Annotated in this window: 13 protein-coding genes; 12 read left to right on the top strand and 1 reads right to left on the bottom strand. The window is 52.4% G+C overall.

Features of this window, described 5'->3' with window-relative positions; translation table 11 throughout:
• Nucleotides 1-8: 8 nt before the first annotated feature.
• From arc to H924_RS06900, 9 genes are all read left to right on the top strand, one after another.
• Nucleotides 9-1,595, top strand: a complete 1,587-nt coding sequence (gene arc, locus H924_RS06940; protein WP_211208094.1) for a proteasome ATPase — start codon at nt 9-11, stop codon at nt 1,593-1,595.
• A gap of 144 nt (nt 1,596-1,739) precedes the next feature.
• Complete coding sequence (gene dop / locus H924_RS06935) at nt 1,740-3,284, top strand: depupylase/deamidase Dop (protein ID WP_029703336.1); 1,545 nt, start codon at nt 1,740-1,742, stop codon at nt 3,282-3,284.
• 237 nt (nt 3,285-3,521) lie between these two features.
• The gene (locus H924_RS06930; RefSeq protein WP_015651247.1) at nt 3,522-3,716 is read left to right on the top strand and encodes a ubiquitin-like protein Pup; all 195 of its coding nucleotides are present in this window, start codon (nt 3,522-3,524) and stop codon (nt 3,714-3,716) included.
• A 59-nt stretch (nt 3,717-3,775) separates the two neighbouring features.
• Complete coding sequence (pafA, locus tag H924_RS06925) at nt 3,776-5,188, top strand: Pup--protein ligase (RefSeq protein ID WP_042392930.1); 1,413 nt, start codon at nt 3,776-3,778, stop codon at nt 5,186-5,188.
• Between the two features lie 11 nt (nt 5,189-5,199).
• Complete coding sequence (locus H924_RS06920; RefSeq protein ID WP_015651245.1) at nt 5,200-6,165, top strand: helix-turn-helix transcriptional regulator; 966 nt, start codon at nt 5,200-5,202, stop codon at nt 6,163-6,165.
• Nucleotides 6,166-6,176: 11 nt separating this feature from the next.
• Nucleotides 6,177-7,160, top strand: coding sequence for a helix-turn-helix transcriptional regulator (locus tag H924_RS06915; RefSeq protein ID WP_015651244.1), 984 nt, complete (start codon nt 6,177-6,179; stop codon nt 7,158-7,160).
• Between the two features lie 86 nt (nt 7,161-7,246).
• Nucleotides 7,247-7,606 carry a Sec-independent protein translocase subunit TatA gene (gene tatA / locus H924_RS06910; protein WP_015651243.1) on the top strand — a complete coding sequence of 120 codons (360 nt, stop codon included), beginning with the start codon at nt 7,247-7,249 and terminating at the stop codon, nt 7,604-7,606.
• 206 nt (nt 7,607-7,812) lie between these two features.
• Nucleotides 7,813-8,733 (top strand): twin-arginine translocase subunit TatC, encoded by a 921-nt coding sequence (gene tatC, locus H924_RS06905; RefSeq protein ID WP_035107818.1) that lies wholly within the window; start codon nt 7,813-7,815, stop codon nt 8,731-8,733.
• A gap of 24 nt (nt 8,734-8,757) precedes the next feature.
• On the top strand, nt 8,758-11,583 hold the full coding sequence (locus H924_RS06900; protein ID WP_015651241.1) for a DEAD/DEAH box helicase: 2,826 nt from the start codon (nt 8,758-8,760) through the stop codon (nt 11,581-11,583).
• Here H924_RS06900 and H924_RS06895 read toward each other — a convergent pair.
• A complete protein-coding gene (locus H924_RS06895; protein ID WP_015651240.1) occupies nt 11,580-12,221 on the bottom strand; it encodes a trypsin-like serine protease in 642 nt (213 codons plus the stop codon). The genes H924_RS06900 and H924_RS06895 overlap by 4 nt on opposite strands.
• A gap of 29 nt (nt 12,222-12,250) precedes the next feature.
• Between H924_RS06895 and H924_RS06890 the strand changes: the two genes are divergently transcribed.
• Genes H924_RS06890 through cbiE form a run of 3 tightly spaced genes read left to right on the top strand, consistent with a single transcriptional unit; the run spans nt 12,251 to nt 15,536 of the window.
• Complete coding sequence (locus H924_RS06890) at nt 12,251-13,399, top strand: M24 family metallopeptidase (RefSeq protein WP_015651239.1); 1,149 nt, start codon at nt 12,251-12,253, stop codon at nt 13,397-13,399.
• Nucleotides 13,396-14,136, top strand: coding sequence for an SDR family oxidoreductase (locus H924_RS06885; protein WP_015651238.1), 741 nt, complete (start codon nt 13,396-13,398; stop codon nt 14,134-14,136). Before H924_RS06890 ends, H924_RS06885 begins: the two co-directional genes overlap by 4 nt.
• A gap of 23 nt (nt 14,137-14,159) precedes the next feature.
• The gene (gene cbiE / locus H924_RS06880; protein ID WP_029703331.1) at nt 14,160-15,536 is read left to right on the top strand and encodes a precorrin-6y C5,15-methyltransferase (decarboxylating) subunit CbiE; all 1,377 of its coding nucleotides are present in this window, start codon (nt 14,160-14,162) and stop codon (nt 15,534-15,536) included.
• Nucleotides 15,537-15,542: the final 6 nt, after the last annotated feature.

Raw genomic sequence — 15,542 nt, 5'->3', positions numbered from 1 at the left:
GGGTTAAAGTGGTGGGCATGAGCTCACCGACTAATTCTGCTGCCAATAATTCTTTCTCGGATTTTAATCGGGAAGAATTAACTCGAATTTCTGATGAGGTGCGTCAACTAAAGCGCACCAATTCAGATTTGGGGGCACGCAATGCCAAGCTCGCGGAGATGCTGAAATCCTCTCGCGACAAATTATCGATGATGTTTGCGCAGCTGGAAGATATGGCGCAACCACCATCGGTATATGGCACCTTTTTAGAAACCGCCAAAGACGGCTCCAACGCAGAGATCTTTGCCGGTGGCCGGCGCATGCGAGTAGCAGTTTCTCCCATGCTGTGCGCTGCAGATCTTATGCCAGGTGTAATGGTGCGCCTGGGCGAGGGCAACCAAGTTATTGAAGCCTGCGATTATGAACAAACCGGTGAATTAGCCACCTTGATGGAAATGATCGGTCGCGATCGAGCCCTAGTGTCGGATCGTTCCGGGGAGGAACGCGTCGTAAAGCTTGCCGGACCTTTAATGGATCGCACGGCAAAGTTACCGCGCCCCGGTGACACCCTTTTGGTAGACCGCAAAGCGGGCTATGCCTTTGAGGTAATCCCCAAGACGGAGATTTCCAAGTTGGCCTTGGAGGAAGCCCCCGATGTGTCCTATGAGGATATTGGCGGCTTGGATGATCAAATTGAATTGATCCAAGATGCCGTTGAACTGCCATTTTTGCACCCTGAGCTCTACCGGGCCTATAACTTGCACCCGCCTAAGGGCGTATTACTTTATGGTCCGCCCGGTTGTGGCAAGACCTTGATTGCAAAGGCAGTGGCGAACTCCCTGTCTTCCCGAATTGGTGAGGCTGGAACCTCATACTTTATTAATGTCAAGGGCCCTGAGCTGCTAAATAAGTATGTGGGTGAAACCGAGCGTCAAATCCGCGTGATCTTTGAACGCGCCCGCGAACTTGCTGGTGATGGCCGTCCCGTCATTATTTTCTTTGATGAGATGGAATCAATTTTCCGTACCCGTGGCTCAGGTGTGAGCTCGGATATGGAAACCACCGTGGTGCCACAGCTGTTGGCAGAACTCGATGGTGTGGAAGATCTCTCGAATGTCATCGTTATCGGCGCCACCAACCGCGAAGAACTAATTGATCCAGCAATTCTGCGCCCCGGACGCCTGGACATTAAAATCCGCATCAATCGCCCTAACCAGGGTGGCGCTCGCGATATCTTTGCGCGGTATATCACCGATTCCATTCCGCTGGCGCAACCAGCTGAAGAACTTATTGATGTGGCAGTAAAACACCTATTTACTCCGCGTCCTTATGTGCGTCTGAGCTACGCCGATGGTTCAGAAGACACCTTGAACTACCACGACTTTGTCTCTGGAGCGATGATCGCGAATATCGTGGACCGCGCCAAGAAGCTGGCTATTAAGACCCATATTGATGGCGATGGTGCAGGACTAAGCGCTGCACAGCTCATTGCTGCCATTGATGATGAAAATCAGCAAAGTGAGGATCTGCCCAATACCTCCAACCCTGATGAGTGGTCTCGGATCACTGGACGTCAAGGAAAGCGCGTGGTTGAAGTTGAGGTAGTCAACTCCTAAGCAGCCGGTTTTGTGCATGGTCTTGTGATGGTTCCATGCCGCTCCCATGCTGGCCTCTTGCGAGTCTTTCGCCGCGAGCAGGCCGCCAATTAGTCCTGGGTGTTTAGCACACACCCAGCAAGGTGGCTCTATATGCTAGTGGGCATGGATAGGTTTATTGGTGCAGAAACAGAATATGGAATTTCCACGCCCAGCAATCCAGTGCTGAGCCCCATCGTCACCTCCACACATACGGTGGTGGCGTACTCCATTGCCCGGGGCTTTGGCGAACACCGCGTGCGCTGGGATTATGAACAAGAAACTCCACTGCGCGATATCCGTGGCTTTGACCTGCGCCGTTACCACCAAGCGCCGGTAGTTGATCCTTTCTCCATGGGTGTGGCAAATGTTTTTGTCTCCAATGGCGCACGCTTTTATGTAGACCACGCACACCCAGAATATTCTTCCCCCGAGGTTAACAACGCCTGGGATGCCATGGTTTATGACGCCGCAGGCGATCACATCCTCATGCAAGCAGTCTCCGATGTAGCCAGTTTTAGCAGCCAAGACCACTCTGTCTTGGATGGACACCCACCGTGCCCACCGCTAAAAATCTACAAAAACAACGTTGATGGCAAGGGCGCTAGCTACGGAGCACATGAAAACTACCGATACGCCCGTGACCTAGATTTTGATGTCCTCGCCCAAGCACTCATTCCATTTTTTGTGTGCCGCCAGGTCATCATTGGGGCCGGCCGCGTGGGGCTCGGCCAACATGGCGATAAGCCAGGCTTCCAAATTAGCCAGCGCGCAGACTATATCGAACAAGAAATCTCGCTGGAAACCACCCTCAACCGCGGCATTATCAACACCCGCGATGAGCCCCACACCAATGCCGACAACTGGGGTCGCCTGCACGTGATCATCGGCGACGCCAATATGTCCCACAGCTCCAACTTCCTCAAATTTGGCATGACCGCGCTGGTCTTGGACGCCATCGAAGCCGGCGTAGACTTCAGCGATCTGCGATTAGCCCACGCGGTGGCCGAAGTCTCCCGCGTCTCACATGACCTCACACTGAGCCACAAACTTGAGCTTGTCGACGGCCGCCGCCTCAGCGCACTAGAAGTGCTAGGGGTTTACCGAGACCGGGTGGCAAAATACGCCACCACTGCCAAAGAGCGAGAGCTGCTTGAACTATGGGATGAAGTAATGCAGCTGTTGGCCACAGATCCACTGTCTACCTCCCATATCTTGGACTGGACTGCAAAGCTCGCGCTGATTCGTTCCTTTGAGACCCGGGGTTTAAGCATTGATAACCCCAAAATGCAGCTTATTGACCTGCAATATAGCGATATCGATCCAGCCCGCAGCCTCTACCATGCGTTAGTGAACAAGGGCAGAATGCGCACCTTGGTAAGCCAAGAAACCATTGCACAGGCTGCAGCAACCCCGCCAACCAATTCCCGAGCATTCTTCCGTGGACAGATGATGGAGAAATTTGGCGAGGCCGTCCTTGCTGCCAACTGGGAATCACTCATTGTCCAAGCCAGCCATGAAGACCCCATCCGTATTGCCACTACTGAATTAGATGGACTGACCCAAGAAGTAATTGGGGAGTTGCTGGACAAGGCCAGCACCATAGATGAGGTTATTGCAGGACTTGAGCGCGCCGGGGCGACCTCCTTGGCAAAACTCAAAACTACTTAGGGTAACCTGAATCCCTAGTGAATGCCCTGAGGGTGCATGCTGACTCAGGGTATTCCCCAATTACTTCTCCATGGTGCAGAAAAGCACTTTGAGGAGCTGATGTGACTCCGCTAACGTGGGGTCAATTATTGTGAAATAGGGGAGAGCAAGGTTTAAAGTTCTCTCAGTTGGTGTTTATGTAGGTGTGGAGACTCCACAGGTGCATAGTCACCCATTAATGCGTAGGAAGGTGAACTAATGAGTGCCAAGCAAACCCAGGTCTCTGCTGGTGGCGGACGTGAAGACGACCATAACGAGGATTTCACCCAGACCTCTGGCCAAGTTCAAATCAATACCACCGGTGTTGATGACCTCTTGGACGAAATTGATGGACTGCTGGAAAATAATGCCGAGGAATTTGTGCGTTCCTATGTGCAAAAAGGTGGCGAATAAGTCTCGTGAGTGACGTGGACACCGCATCAACCAAGCCGGAGGTTTATACCCGTCGAATTATGGGTGTTGAAACCGAATTTGGCATCACCTGTACCGATGGGGAAGCACGGCGACTGCGTCCCGATGAAATCGCCCGCATTATGTTTCGGCCGGTTGTGGACAAATATGCCAGTTCCAATATCTTTATCTCCAATGGCTCCAGGCTTTATCTTGATGTAGGTTCCCACCCCGAGTACGCCACCGCAGAATGCGATAACCTCACCCAGCTGATCAATTATGAAAAAGCTGGCGATGTTATCGCAGATCGCATGGCTGTTGCCGCTGAGCAGACCCTAGAAAAAGAGGGGATCGGCGGCCAAGTTTATCTTTTTAAAAACAATGTAGATTCCGTGGGCAACTCCTATGGCTGCCACGAAAACTACCTGGTGGGTCGCGGTATGCCACTTAAATCATTAGGCCGCAGGCTGATGCCATTTTTGATTACCCGCCAACTTATTTGCGGCGCGGGCCGAATTTATCATCCCAATCCTTTACATAAGGGCGAGGCTTTCCCACTAGGTTTTTGCATTTCCCAACGTGCTGATCACGTATGGGAGGGAGTATCTAGTGCTACCACGCGCTCGCGCCCCATTATCAATACCCGTGATGAGCCACATGCGGATTCCCATACTTACCGCCGTCTGCATGTGATTGTTGGTGATGCCAACATGGCTGAGCCAACAATTGCCCTCAAGATGGGTTCAACGCTATTGGTATTGGAAATGATCGAGGCTGAATTTGGGCTGCCTAATTTGGAATTAGCCAATGATATTGCGTCTATTCGAGAGGTTTCCCGCGATTTCACTGGCAGCACTCCACTTGCACTTAAAGATGGCTCAACTATTACTGCGCTGGAAATCCAGCAGTTGGTTTTTAGCTACGCCCAAAAGTGGCTGGAGGTTCGTCCTGAACCAGAGTTCTCCGGCACCTCCAATGCAGAAATGGCACAGGTTATTGATCTATGGGGCAGAATGCTTGAGGCTATTAAGACCCAAGACTTCTCTGCCGTTGATACCGAGATTGACTGGGTTATTAAAAAGAAGCTTATTGAGCGTTATCAGCAGCGTGGTGGCATGGAATTAGGGGATCCGCGTCTTGCCCAAATTGATCTCACCTATCACGATATTCGCCCCGGCCGTGGCCTTTTTAGCCTATTGCAATCCAAGGGGTTAATTAAGCGCTGGACTACCGATGAGGCTATCGAATTAGCCGTTGTGCAAGCTCCAGCGACAACTCGTGCGCATTTACGTGGGCAGATCCTTGCTACAGCCGATAAGCTAGGTGCAGCTGTGACGATCGATTGGATGCGCCACAAGGTTAATAGGCCAGAACCCCAGTTGGTTGAGCTAAGTGATCCCTTCGAAGTACACAATGCTGAGGTGGAGCAGCTTATCGCCTACATGGAGGAGAACGCGGAGTTTTACCGCAACTAATCGGAGGATGAATGTCGGATCGCAAGGAAGATCTGGAGCGCCAGATCAACCTCACATTTGCATTTTTAAGTGCGGAATCATATTCCAGGAAATTCCTCACCCAACCCTGGATTCGCACAAATGTTAGTGGTTTTCAAAACCTTTCCGATGATGCATTCCGCAAAAAACTCGCCCGTGACCTCGCAGATCTCCGCCGGGTCGGAGTACCGATTGAGCAATTCACCCTCAATACCGGCATGGATGCGGGCCAACTTGCCTATCGCTTGAGCTCTGAAACCTATGAGCTCCAAGAAGTAGAATTTACCCCTGAAGAGGCCGCAGTTCTGGGCATGGCGGGAGAAATGGGCCAAAGCCAAGAACTTGGAGCCTTCGCCCGCTCTGGCTGGACAAAATTAGCAGCCGGTGGCGCCCAAAGAGATCTTTCCAGTTCCGCCTCGGTAACTAATGCGGGGGATTTAAGGTTCCTTTCTGCAAAAACCTTCGACACCATCCTCAAGGCCCGGCACCGTGGTTATCGCATTAGCTTTAGCTATGAGTCCTCGCGCACCGCCGAAAAAGTTACTCGCACCATGGATTTGTGGGGATTAGTCCCCGAACGCGACCGCATCTACCTGGTAGGTTTTGATATCGACCGCAATGCGCCCCGCTGTTTCCGCGTCATTCGCATCACCGACGTCACCGCCATCGGCACCGCCACCCATCCGATGCCCGCTGGCACCAACCTCCAAGAGTTGGTGCGCCAGCAGCTTCGACGTAGAAGTGAGCTTGTCGACGCCACCCTGCGCATCACACACGGCCGCGCAGTGGAGCTCAGCGCCGCTGGGGTAGAAAAAGAAAAAGACCAGTGGTTCCTCAAAGACGTTGATAGAACCTGGTTGGTGCAAACCGCTGCAGCCCATGCTCCAGAGGCCATAGTCTTAGAACCACCAGAGATTGTTGATGAAGTAATTGAACTGCTTAAGGCAGCACAAGGGTAGGTGGTTTAACAATGACTCGATCCGCGCAAAAAGTCAGTGATCTCGCGCGCCAGCTTAACCTGTTGCCTTATTTCCAAAAGCATCAGGGACGCAGTGTCATAGAAGCAGCTCGTGATTTGGGGCAACCACCTCAAGAAATCATGGCTGACCTTAACCGTCTGTGGTTATGTGGACTTCCAGGTCTACTTCCTGGCGACATGGTGGAATTAGAGCATTCTTTAAAAGAAGTAAAGATCTATAACGCCCAAGGAATGGATAAGCCTTTGCGGCTTACACCCACCGAAGCTGGTGTTTTGTTGCTTATCTTGGAATCCTTGGAATCTTTGCCCGGGTTAAGCAACCAAGAGGCAGCTATTTCCGCTGCGACAAAACTGCGCTCAATAATGGGGGACTATTCCTCTGCGGTATTTGACTCCACCGGGGATAGCGACGCAGCCGGAGTGTTATCGGTGCTTCGTGATGCCATGGATCAAAAACGCCAAGTGGCTTTTACCTACCACTCTTATAGTTCGGATAACACCTCGCAGCGAGTGGTTAGTGCAGCGCATATCTTTACCAATGAGGGCGAAACCTACGTTACGGCCTGGGAAGATGCTGTGAATGATCACCGTACTTTTCGCCTCGATCGCATTAGCAACATTGGGCTAACGCAGGTGGCATCCAAGCCACATTCCATGCGCCTCAAGTTCTCTGCTGATGATCCTTTTGATATAGCCAAACAATCAGATGTGGCAACCTTCCTTTTGTGTGAAGATGCCATCTGGCTGGCCGATTACATGGCAATGACCATTGATGAGCAGACCCCGGTGCAGGTGGATTCAGACGGCAAAAAATGGTTTAAAGTTAGCTACCCCTTGCTTTCTCGGGAATGGTTTATTCGCTTTGTCATAAGCCATGCCGAAAGTATTAAAAGCATAGAGCCAGCTGATCTTCAGGAATCCATAAACCAAAAGGTTGCGCATGGTTTGTCAGCGTATAATGTTGACGTACAGTAAAAGCAACAATTATCGATCCATACAAACGGCCAGCCACCACCGTGGTTTGTGGCTTAGCTTGTACAACGTGAATTTGGAGTAGCCACATGTCCCTAGGACCATGGGAAATCGGAATCATCGTCCTGCTGATCATCGTGCTTTTTGGAGCTAAGAAGCTTCCAGATGCAGCTCGTTCAATCGGCCGCTCCATGCGCATCTTCAAGTCTGAAGTTAAAGAGATGAACAAGGACGACGAAGTACCAGCACAGCAGCCCGTACAGCAGCAGATCGCACCAAATCAGATTCCAGCACCGCAGCCAATCCAGCAGCAGCCAGTGCAGCAACCAAACTTTGAGCAGCACTACCAGGGCCAGCAGGTTCAGCAGCCAGTGCAGCCAGTGCAGCCACAAACTCCACAGCAGCCTGATTACCGTTCCAATTATGAGGATCCAAACCGCACCATCTAAGTGATTGAAGACTCGTTTCATCATGTCCGCGCACCGCAACTAAACTATTCGTTGCGGTGCGTCGCAGTTTATTCACTCGGTCTAACAACACCTAGACCCCGGTAGCCGGCAGGTTTGAGAAATTGTCAAATATTAACAACGCTGAGGTCGTTAAAGTGCCCCGGCGCGGAATCACCAAAAGAAAAAAGAAGTCACCCACCGGCGATATGTCGATTGTCGAACATATCAAAGAGTTTCGTCGTCGATTGCTCATAGCTCTCGCTGCAGTCCTGGTCGGCACCATCATCGGCTTTATTTGGTACCAAGAGTCATTTTGGAATATTCCCACCTTGGGCGAGCTTCTTCGTGATCCTTATTGTTCCCTGCCTGCAGAATCGCGCTATACCTTCAGTGATAGTGATGAATGTCGATTGCTAGCAACCGGACCTTTTGATCCCTTTATGCTGCGTTTGAAGGTATCTGCGCTGGTTGGTGTGGTCTTGGCCTCCCCAGTGTGGCTAAGCCAGCTGTGGGGCTTTATTACCCCAGGTTTGATGAAAAATGAGCGTCGTTACACTGCAGTATTCGTGACCACTGCTGTATTGCTTTTTGTTGGCGGCGCAGTGCTTGCTTACTTCGTTGTTGCCTATGGCTTGGAATTCTTGCTCACCATCGGTGGCGATACTCAAGCAGCAGCTTTGACGGGTGATCGTTACTTTGGCTTCTTGCTCGCTTTGTTGGCTATCTTCGGCGTGAGCTTTGAAGTGCCCTTGGTTATTGCCATGCTTAATGTGGCAGGCATCCTGCCTTATGAGGCCATTAAGGGTAAGCGTCGCATTATTATCATGGTGCTTTTCCTCTTTGCTGCGTTTATGACACCGGGCCAGGATCCCTTCACCATGATGGTGCTGGCACTGTCTCTGACTGTGTTGGTGGAACTTGCAATCCAGTTCTGTCGTCTAAATGACAAGCGTCGCGATAAGAAGCGCCCAGAGTGGTTGGATCAAGATGATTTAACTGCATCACCTTTGGATACTTCCGCTGGTGGAGAGGATGCTCCGGCACCTGTTCCCGCTCCAGAACCAGTAACACCATCTCCGTCGACAAGCTTTAAACAGGGTGGTTCGGACTTCGGTGACGTGCTCTAGCGCGTCGCCGGGTAGCCTTAGGGCATGAGTTTTACTGCCGAACAAGGAACCCACCTGTCAGAATTTATCGCAGACCTGGGTTTCGAGATGGATGATTTCCAAATCGAGGGCTGCCAGGCAGTCGAAAATAATCACGGCGTACTTGTGTGTGCGCCTACGGGAGCGGGCAAAACCATTGTTGGTGAGTTCGCAGTGTCCCTCGCACTTTCGCGGGGGACCAAATGTTTTTATACCACTCCGATTAAGGCACTAAGCAACCAGAAATATCATGATCTGGTTGCCAAACACGGTGCCGATGCAGTGGGACTTCTTACTGGAGACGTCTCTATCAACCATGACGCTGAAATTGTCGTCATGACTACTGAAGTTCTGCGCAATATGATCTACGCAGGTTCCTTCGCTCTGGAGCGGCTCAGCCATGTAGTGATGGATGAAATTCACTTCCTTGCCGATGCTTCCCGTGGTGCGGTGTGGGAGGAAGTAATCCTCAACCTCGACGAGTCCGTTAAAATCATTGGACTCTCCGCTACAGTGTCCAACTCTGAAGAATTTGGTGAGTGGCTGAGCACCGTGCGTGGCGATACCCGTGTGATCGTCAGTGAGCATCGGCCCATCCCACTTGATCAGTGGATGATGGTCAACCGCAAAGTGCTGCCCCTTTTTGAACCCGGTACCGATGGTCGTGTGAACAAGCATCTAGAGGAGACAATCGAGCGCCTCAACAGCAAACAAAGTGAACAAGGACGCTCCGAATATCGCTCCGGCGCCGGTTTCAGAGCACGAACCAAGGGCGATTCCCCCCGCGATCGTGGCAATAACCGCGAAGAACGACGTGCCCAGGGACGATCTGGCAAAGACCGCGAACAAGACCGTCACCGTCCTTTGGGACGCCCCGATGTTATTAGCATCTTGCAGGGCCAGAATATGCTGCCCGCCATTACCTTCATTTTCTCGCGCGCAGGTTGTGATGGAGCGCTTTATCAATGTTTGCGCTCCCGCCTAATTCTCACCGATCAAGCTGAGGCAGAGGAGATCGCTCGGATTATTGACGCCGGTGTGGTTGGTATCCCGGAGGAAGATCTCCAGGTCCTCAACTTTAAACAATGGCGTGCTGCCTTGATGCGCGGTTTTGCCGCTCACCACGCCGGTATGTTGCCTGCCTTTAGACACATTGTGGAAGAACTCTTTGTTAAAGGATTGGTGCGCGCCGTTTTTGCTACAGAAACGCTCGCCTTGGGCATTAATATGCCAGCTCGCACTGTGGTGCTGGAAAAGATGGTGAAATTTGATGGCGAGGGCCATGTAGACCTCACTCCAGGGCAATACACACAGCTCACTGGCCGTGCTGGACGCCGTGGCATCGACACAATCGGTAATGCCGTGGTGCAGTGGGCACCGGCTATGGATCCTCGCTTTGTCGCAGGTCTTGCCTCCACTCGTACCTATCCTTTGATTTCTACCTTCCAACCGGGCTACAACATGTCCGTTAACCTGCTGAAAACCATTGGCTATGAACCGTCACTGCGCTTGCTAGAAAAATCTTTTGCACAGTACCAAGCCGATGGTTCAGTGGTGGGTGATATCCGCGAGATTGAACGCGCGGAGAAAAAGGTGGAAGAGCTGCGCGCGCAGCTTAACAAGGAGATCTCGGCAACTAATCCAGCTGTTCGCGAAGACCAGGATGCAGTATCTCTCTTTGTGGAATATATGGATCTGCGCCGCGCCCTTAATGAGGAAGAAAAACTCAACCGCAAGGAAAGCATCGAGGAACGCACCCTCGAAACCACGCGGGTGCTCTCCAAACTGCAAATCGGTGATGTTATCGCCATGCCTGGACGCAAGCGCCCAGTGCTTGCCGTAGTCATGACCCCGGCAAACCAGGCACGTGACCCTCGCCCTTGGGTAACCACCGAATCCGGCTGGTCCGGACGCATTGACGCCGAATCTTTTAACAACCCACCAATTGTTATTGGCACCATGCGCTTGCCACGAGCAGCAGTGGAAGAACCGCGCCGCAATGCGCGCCGGGTTCAAGAGCTGATGCGCAAAGAGCACTTTAAGCGCCCCATTAAAATGCGCGAATTCGCTCGTGTACGTCCTAACTCCAAGGTCACTGAGTTGCGCCACCTTATCCGCGACCACGAAGCCCACAATTGGCCGGACCGAGAGCAATTAGCTCGCACCGCAGAAAGACTCATCCGCAAAGAACGCGATCTCCATAAGATGACTGGCAAGGTAGACCGCGCACGGGAAACCCTGGGCCGCACTTTTGAACGCATTTTGTCACTGCTTAGTGAGATGGATTATGTGGACTATAGCGATCCCGACAATCCTGTGATCACCGAGGAAGGCGAGCGCCTGGCCAAGATCCACAGTGAAACCGACCTGCTGGTGGCGCAATGCCTCAAGCGCGGTATCTGGGATGGCTTGGATCCAGCAGAGCTGGCCGGCGTGGTGAGTATGTGTACCTTCGAAAACCGCCGGGAGACCGGCGGGGAACCCGAGGCTGTCACCGAAAACATGGCCGAAGCCATGAACAACGTGGAGCGTATCTGGGGGGAGCTTGTCGACAACGAACGCCGCCATAGGCTGCCAATAACCCGACAACCAGAAGCTGGCTTTGCGATGGCAATCCACCAATGGGCAGCCGGCGCCCCTTTGGGTTATTGCATGGCAGCAGCTGCCGAAAATGGTGCTGAACTTACCCCAGGTGACTTTGTGCGCTGGTGTCGTCAAGTTATTGACCTCTTAGAACAAGTAGCGAAAACTGCCTATAACGATGAAATGGCGCGCACTGCCCGTCAAGCTGTTGATGCTATTCGACGCGGTGTTGTAGCAATCGGCTCCTAAGAAAGCTGATCGATAGCCCGCGCCAAGGAATCAAGGTGTTCTGCGGTGCTGGCAATGGTGGCAATCCGGGTGGTTTTCCTAAAAGGATCAAAAATCATGGATTGCACACCATAAACGCGGCCATTAGCCAAGAGTGGACCACCGGAATCACCCCGGATGGCTTTAATAGGAGAGTTATAAATCAAAGCTCCATGGGTAACTCTGGTAATGCCGTTCTTAGACAAACTGGAGGGAATCCGAGTAATCACTCGCCCTGTGATTTCTCTGGGCAAACGGCCCGCATGTCTGCCTCCAAAACCATAGGTAGTGGTTAACATGCCTGGTTTAAGTACCTGCGTGGAAAACAGCGGAAGCTGCATTGTTGGAGCCTTAACATCAAGGGCAATGATTCCCACATCAGTGCCAAAGACCGAAAGATAGGTACTAGCGGTTGCCGTGAAATTATGTCCACGCACCCGAATGACCTTTTCCACATCGCGTAAAAAGTGATCGGCGGTGAGGATAAAACTTGCCCGATCACTTAGGTGATTAACCAGACCTGCAGGCTTAAAAGACTCGATGAGCTGGCGCTTAGTCAACAACATGCCACTGGCATAGTGACGGCCAGATGAAATTCGGACGGTGTGAGTGGATCGCACACCAACCTAGGCTACTAGGGTTGGGAACTATGAGTGATTCTTTAACGTCTAATTTTCCCCCCGAGGTTTATGCCCAACGCCTCGCCCAGGCTCAAGCAGGAGCAGCCAACGCTGGACTTGATGGCCTCATCATCGGAACCGGCGCAGAACTTGCATATCTCACCGGATCTTGGATCTCTAGCCATGAGCGTCTCAGCGCCCTAGTAATCCCAGCAGTCGGCACTCCCAGCATCATTCTGCCGGCAGTCGACCGCGGTGATCTCGCCCTATCTGCCATCCCGCAGTTGGATATCACCACCGTCGGTTGGGTAGACAGCCAAGATGCCCATGAACTAGCAGTTGCAGCCCTTAACGTAGATAGCGCCGCAGGTTTTAAGGCCGTTGGTATTGGATCCTCCATTACTGCCGATCACCTGATTCCACTCCACGACCTGCTAGGTGCACAATGCCGTTTGGAATTGGCGGTGCAGGTACTCAAGGAATTGTTTGTCTCCAAAGACGAAGCAGAAATTGAGCAACTACGCGGTGCAGGCAGTGCCATTGACCGCGTGCATGCTGCAGTTCCGGGCTTGTTAAAAGCTGGCCGCACCGAAAAAGAAGTAGCCGATGACCTTAATGAGCTCATCCTCAAGGAGCACTCAGCTGTTGACTTCATCATCGTCGGCTCCGGCCCCAATGGTGCAAACCCCCACCACAGCTTCTCTGATCGTGTCCTCGAAAACGGCGAGATCGTTGTTGTAGACATCGGAGGCACCTATGGTCCTGGCTACCACTCAGATTGCACCCGTACCTACATCGTCAGTGGCGATCAAAACCAAGCAGATCCTGAATTTAAGCGCTTCTATGAAGTCCTACACCAGGCTCAACTCGCCGCAATCGCCCAAGTCCGCCCGGGTGTAACCGCAGAAAGCGTCGACGCTGCAGCACGCAACATGATTGCAGCTGCCGGATACGGTGATTACTTCATTCACCGCACCGGACACGGCATTGGCCTATCCACCCATGAAGAACCTTTTATCATGGCAGGCAATGAGCTCATCCTCGAAGCAGGAATGGCCTTCTCCATCGAGCCCGGAATCTATTTCCCAGGACAATTCGGCGCCCGTATTGAAGACATCGTGGTGGTAACCCAAACCGGATGCGAAACCCTCAACAATGAACCAAAGGCTTTGCGTTGAGCATTTTGATCCTTGGCGCAACTTCCGATATCGGTGGAGAAATCGCCCGCCTCAGCTGCGTTGGTGAAAACGTCGTGCTGGCAGCTCGACGCCCGCAAGCAGCAGGGGAGTTAGCTGCCAAACTCGAGGTCCTGGGAGCCAAGGCAGTGCATATTCTGCCCTTTGATGCTCTCGAGCTAGATAAACACCGTGCCCTAGTCCAACAAGCTCAAAACCTTGCTGGTGATATCACTCTGGCTGTAGTGACTTATGGAATCTTGGGAGACCAAGAAAAGGCAGAAACCTCCGAGAAGCATGTGGCAGAAATCGCCACCTTGGATTACACCGCACAAATCTCCATGCTCACGGTGCTAGCAGATGAACTGAACAAACAGGACACTCCAGCAGCCATTGTTGCTTTCTCCTCCATCGCAGGATGGCGGGCGCGCCGGGCAAACTATGTCTATGGCTCTACCAAAGCAGGCCTTGATGCGTTCTGCCAAGGTTTAAGTGATGCGCTGCATGGCACACAGGTGCGTTTGATTACCGCACGTCCAGGTTTTGTTATTGGATCTATGACAACGGGTATGACTCCGGCGCCGATGTCGGTTTATCCCATTGATGTTGCACGAGCGGTTGTCAAAGCAGTCCGTGAGAAGAAATCCAGTAGCACCATCTGGATTCCGCAGCGCCTAAAGGTTTTAGCCTGGGTTATGCAGCTTGTACCCCGTGGGGTATGGCGGAAAATGCCCCGCTAGCCTGCGCGTATAGAATCGGACTTATGAGCCAGCCGATGTCTGCACCAGAACCTACACACCCCACCGCACAACCGCGGTTCGGGGTGGTAGGTGAAAATTTTAATCCTGAGGTTGCACCATCTACCCAGCCCAAAGGCCCACAGGACACCATCGTGCTCATTGGCATTGGAGCTGGAGGCTTTGAAGAACTAGGCCTTAAGGCTCAAACCGCGCTGCGCAATGCCGAAGTAATTCTTGGATCCTGGCGTCAGCTTAATATTCTGCCGGAATCTCTCCATGCAGAACGTCATCCCTGGCCAGCACCGCAACACCCAGACTTGGAAAGCCTCTTCAAAGGGTTTAATGGCCGCCACGTTGCAGTTTTAGCATCTGGGGATCCACTATTTTTTGGGGCTGGCCCCGCCTTAGTCAAGGCCCTGGGAATGCAACGCCTAGAAATAATCCCAGCACCATCCTCAGCCTCCCTGGCATGTGCACGACTTGGTTGGCCATTAGAGCGCACTCTTATCGCCTCGCTCGCAACAGACCCCGTTGAAACGCTTATTCCTTTTATCGATTCAGGCGCACGTTTTCTTGTATTGGGCAAGGATGAATTTAGCGCACCCGCAATTGCAGAATTGCTCAACGCCAGGGGACAAGGAACCATGCGCATTACGGTGCTGAGTGACTTGGGCAGCAGTGATGAAGAGATCTCTATCGGCACAGCAGCACAGCCTCCAGCACCAGTGTCGGCCCTTAATGTAATAGCCATCGAGCCAGCCCCCGATGCGCCAAAACACAAGCGCTCCCTCGTACCCGGTGCCGACTATGGGGAAGTGGACAAAGAAGCCACCCTGCTCGATCCTGACCTACGGGCTATGACCATCGCAGCACTCAAACCTATTCCAGGCGATACCCTGTGGTCTGTCGGCGAACCCACCGGCACAATCGCCATTGAATGGCTAAGAGTCCTCGGACTAAGTACTAGTGGCGGCACCAGGACAAGAGCACGTGCGATCTGTTTTGAAGCAACCGCAGATAGAGCTGCCCAAATTTCTCGCACCGCCACGGCAGCTGGTGTGCCATGGCTTAAAGTTGTCCATGCCACGCCACTCAATGCAAAGGCACTTAAAGACATTCGCTATAACACCGGACCAGACGCCGCTAGCCCGGATGCAATCTACCTTGGCAAAGCGATCCTCAATGAGTTGATTACCGAAACCGCGTGGATGGTGCTCAAACCGGGCGGAACCATGGTGGCCAGTGCCGTAAACAAGGAAGAAATAGCCAAGCTAGAGGAATTCCACGCACACTATGGCGGAGTACTTAAATCCTTCACTATGGGTAGCTCCCACACGGCGGAAACCTTAAGCGTTACTCAATGGCGCGCAACCAAACCACTAAGCCCAAGCAGCATCTAAACAACA

The sequence above is a fragment of the Corynebacterium callunae DSM 20147 genome, assembly GCF_000344785.1.
GTDB lineage: Bacteria > Actinomycetota > Actinomycetes > Mycobacteriales > Mycobacteriaceae > Corynebacterium > Corynebacterium callunae.
This window is presented reverse-complemented; position numbering and strand designations above follow the sequence as displayed.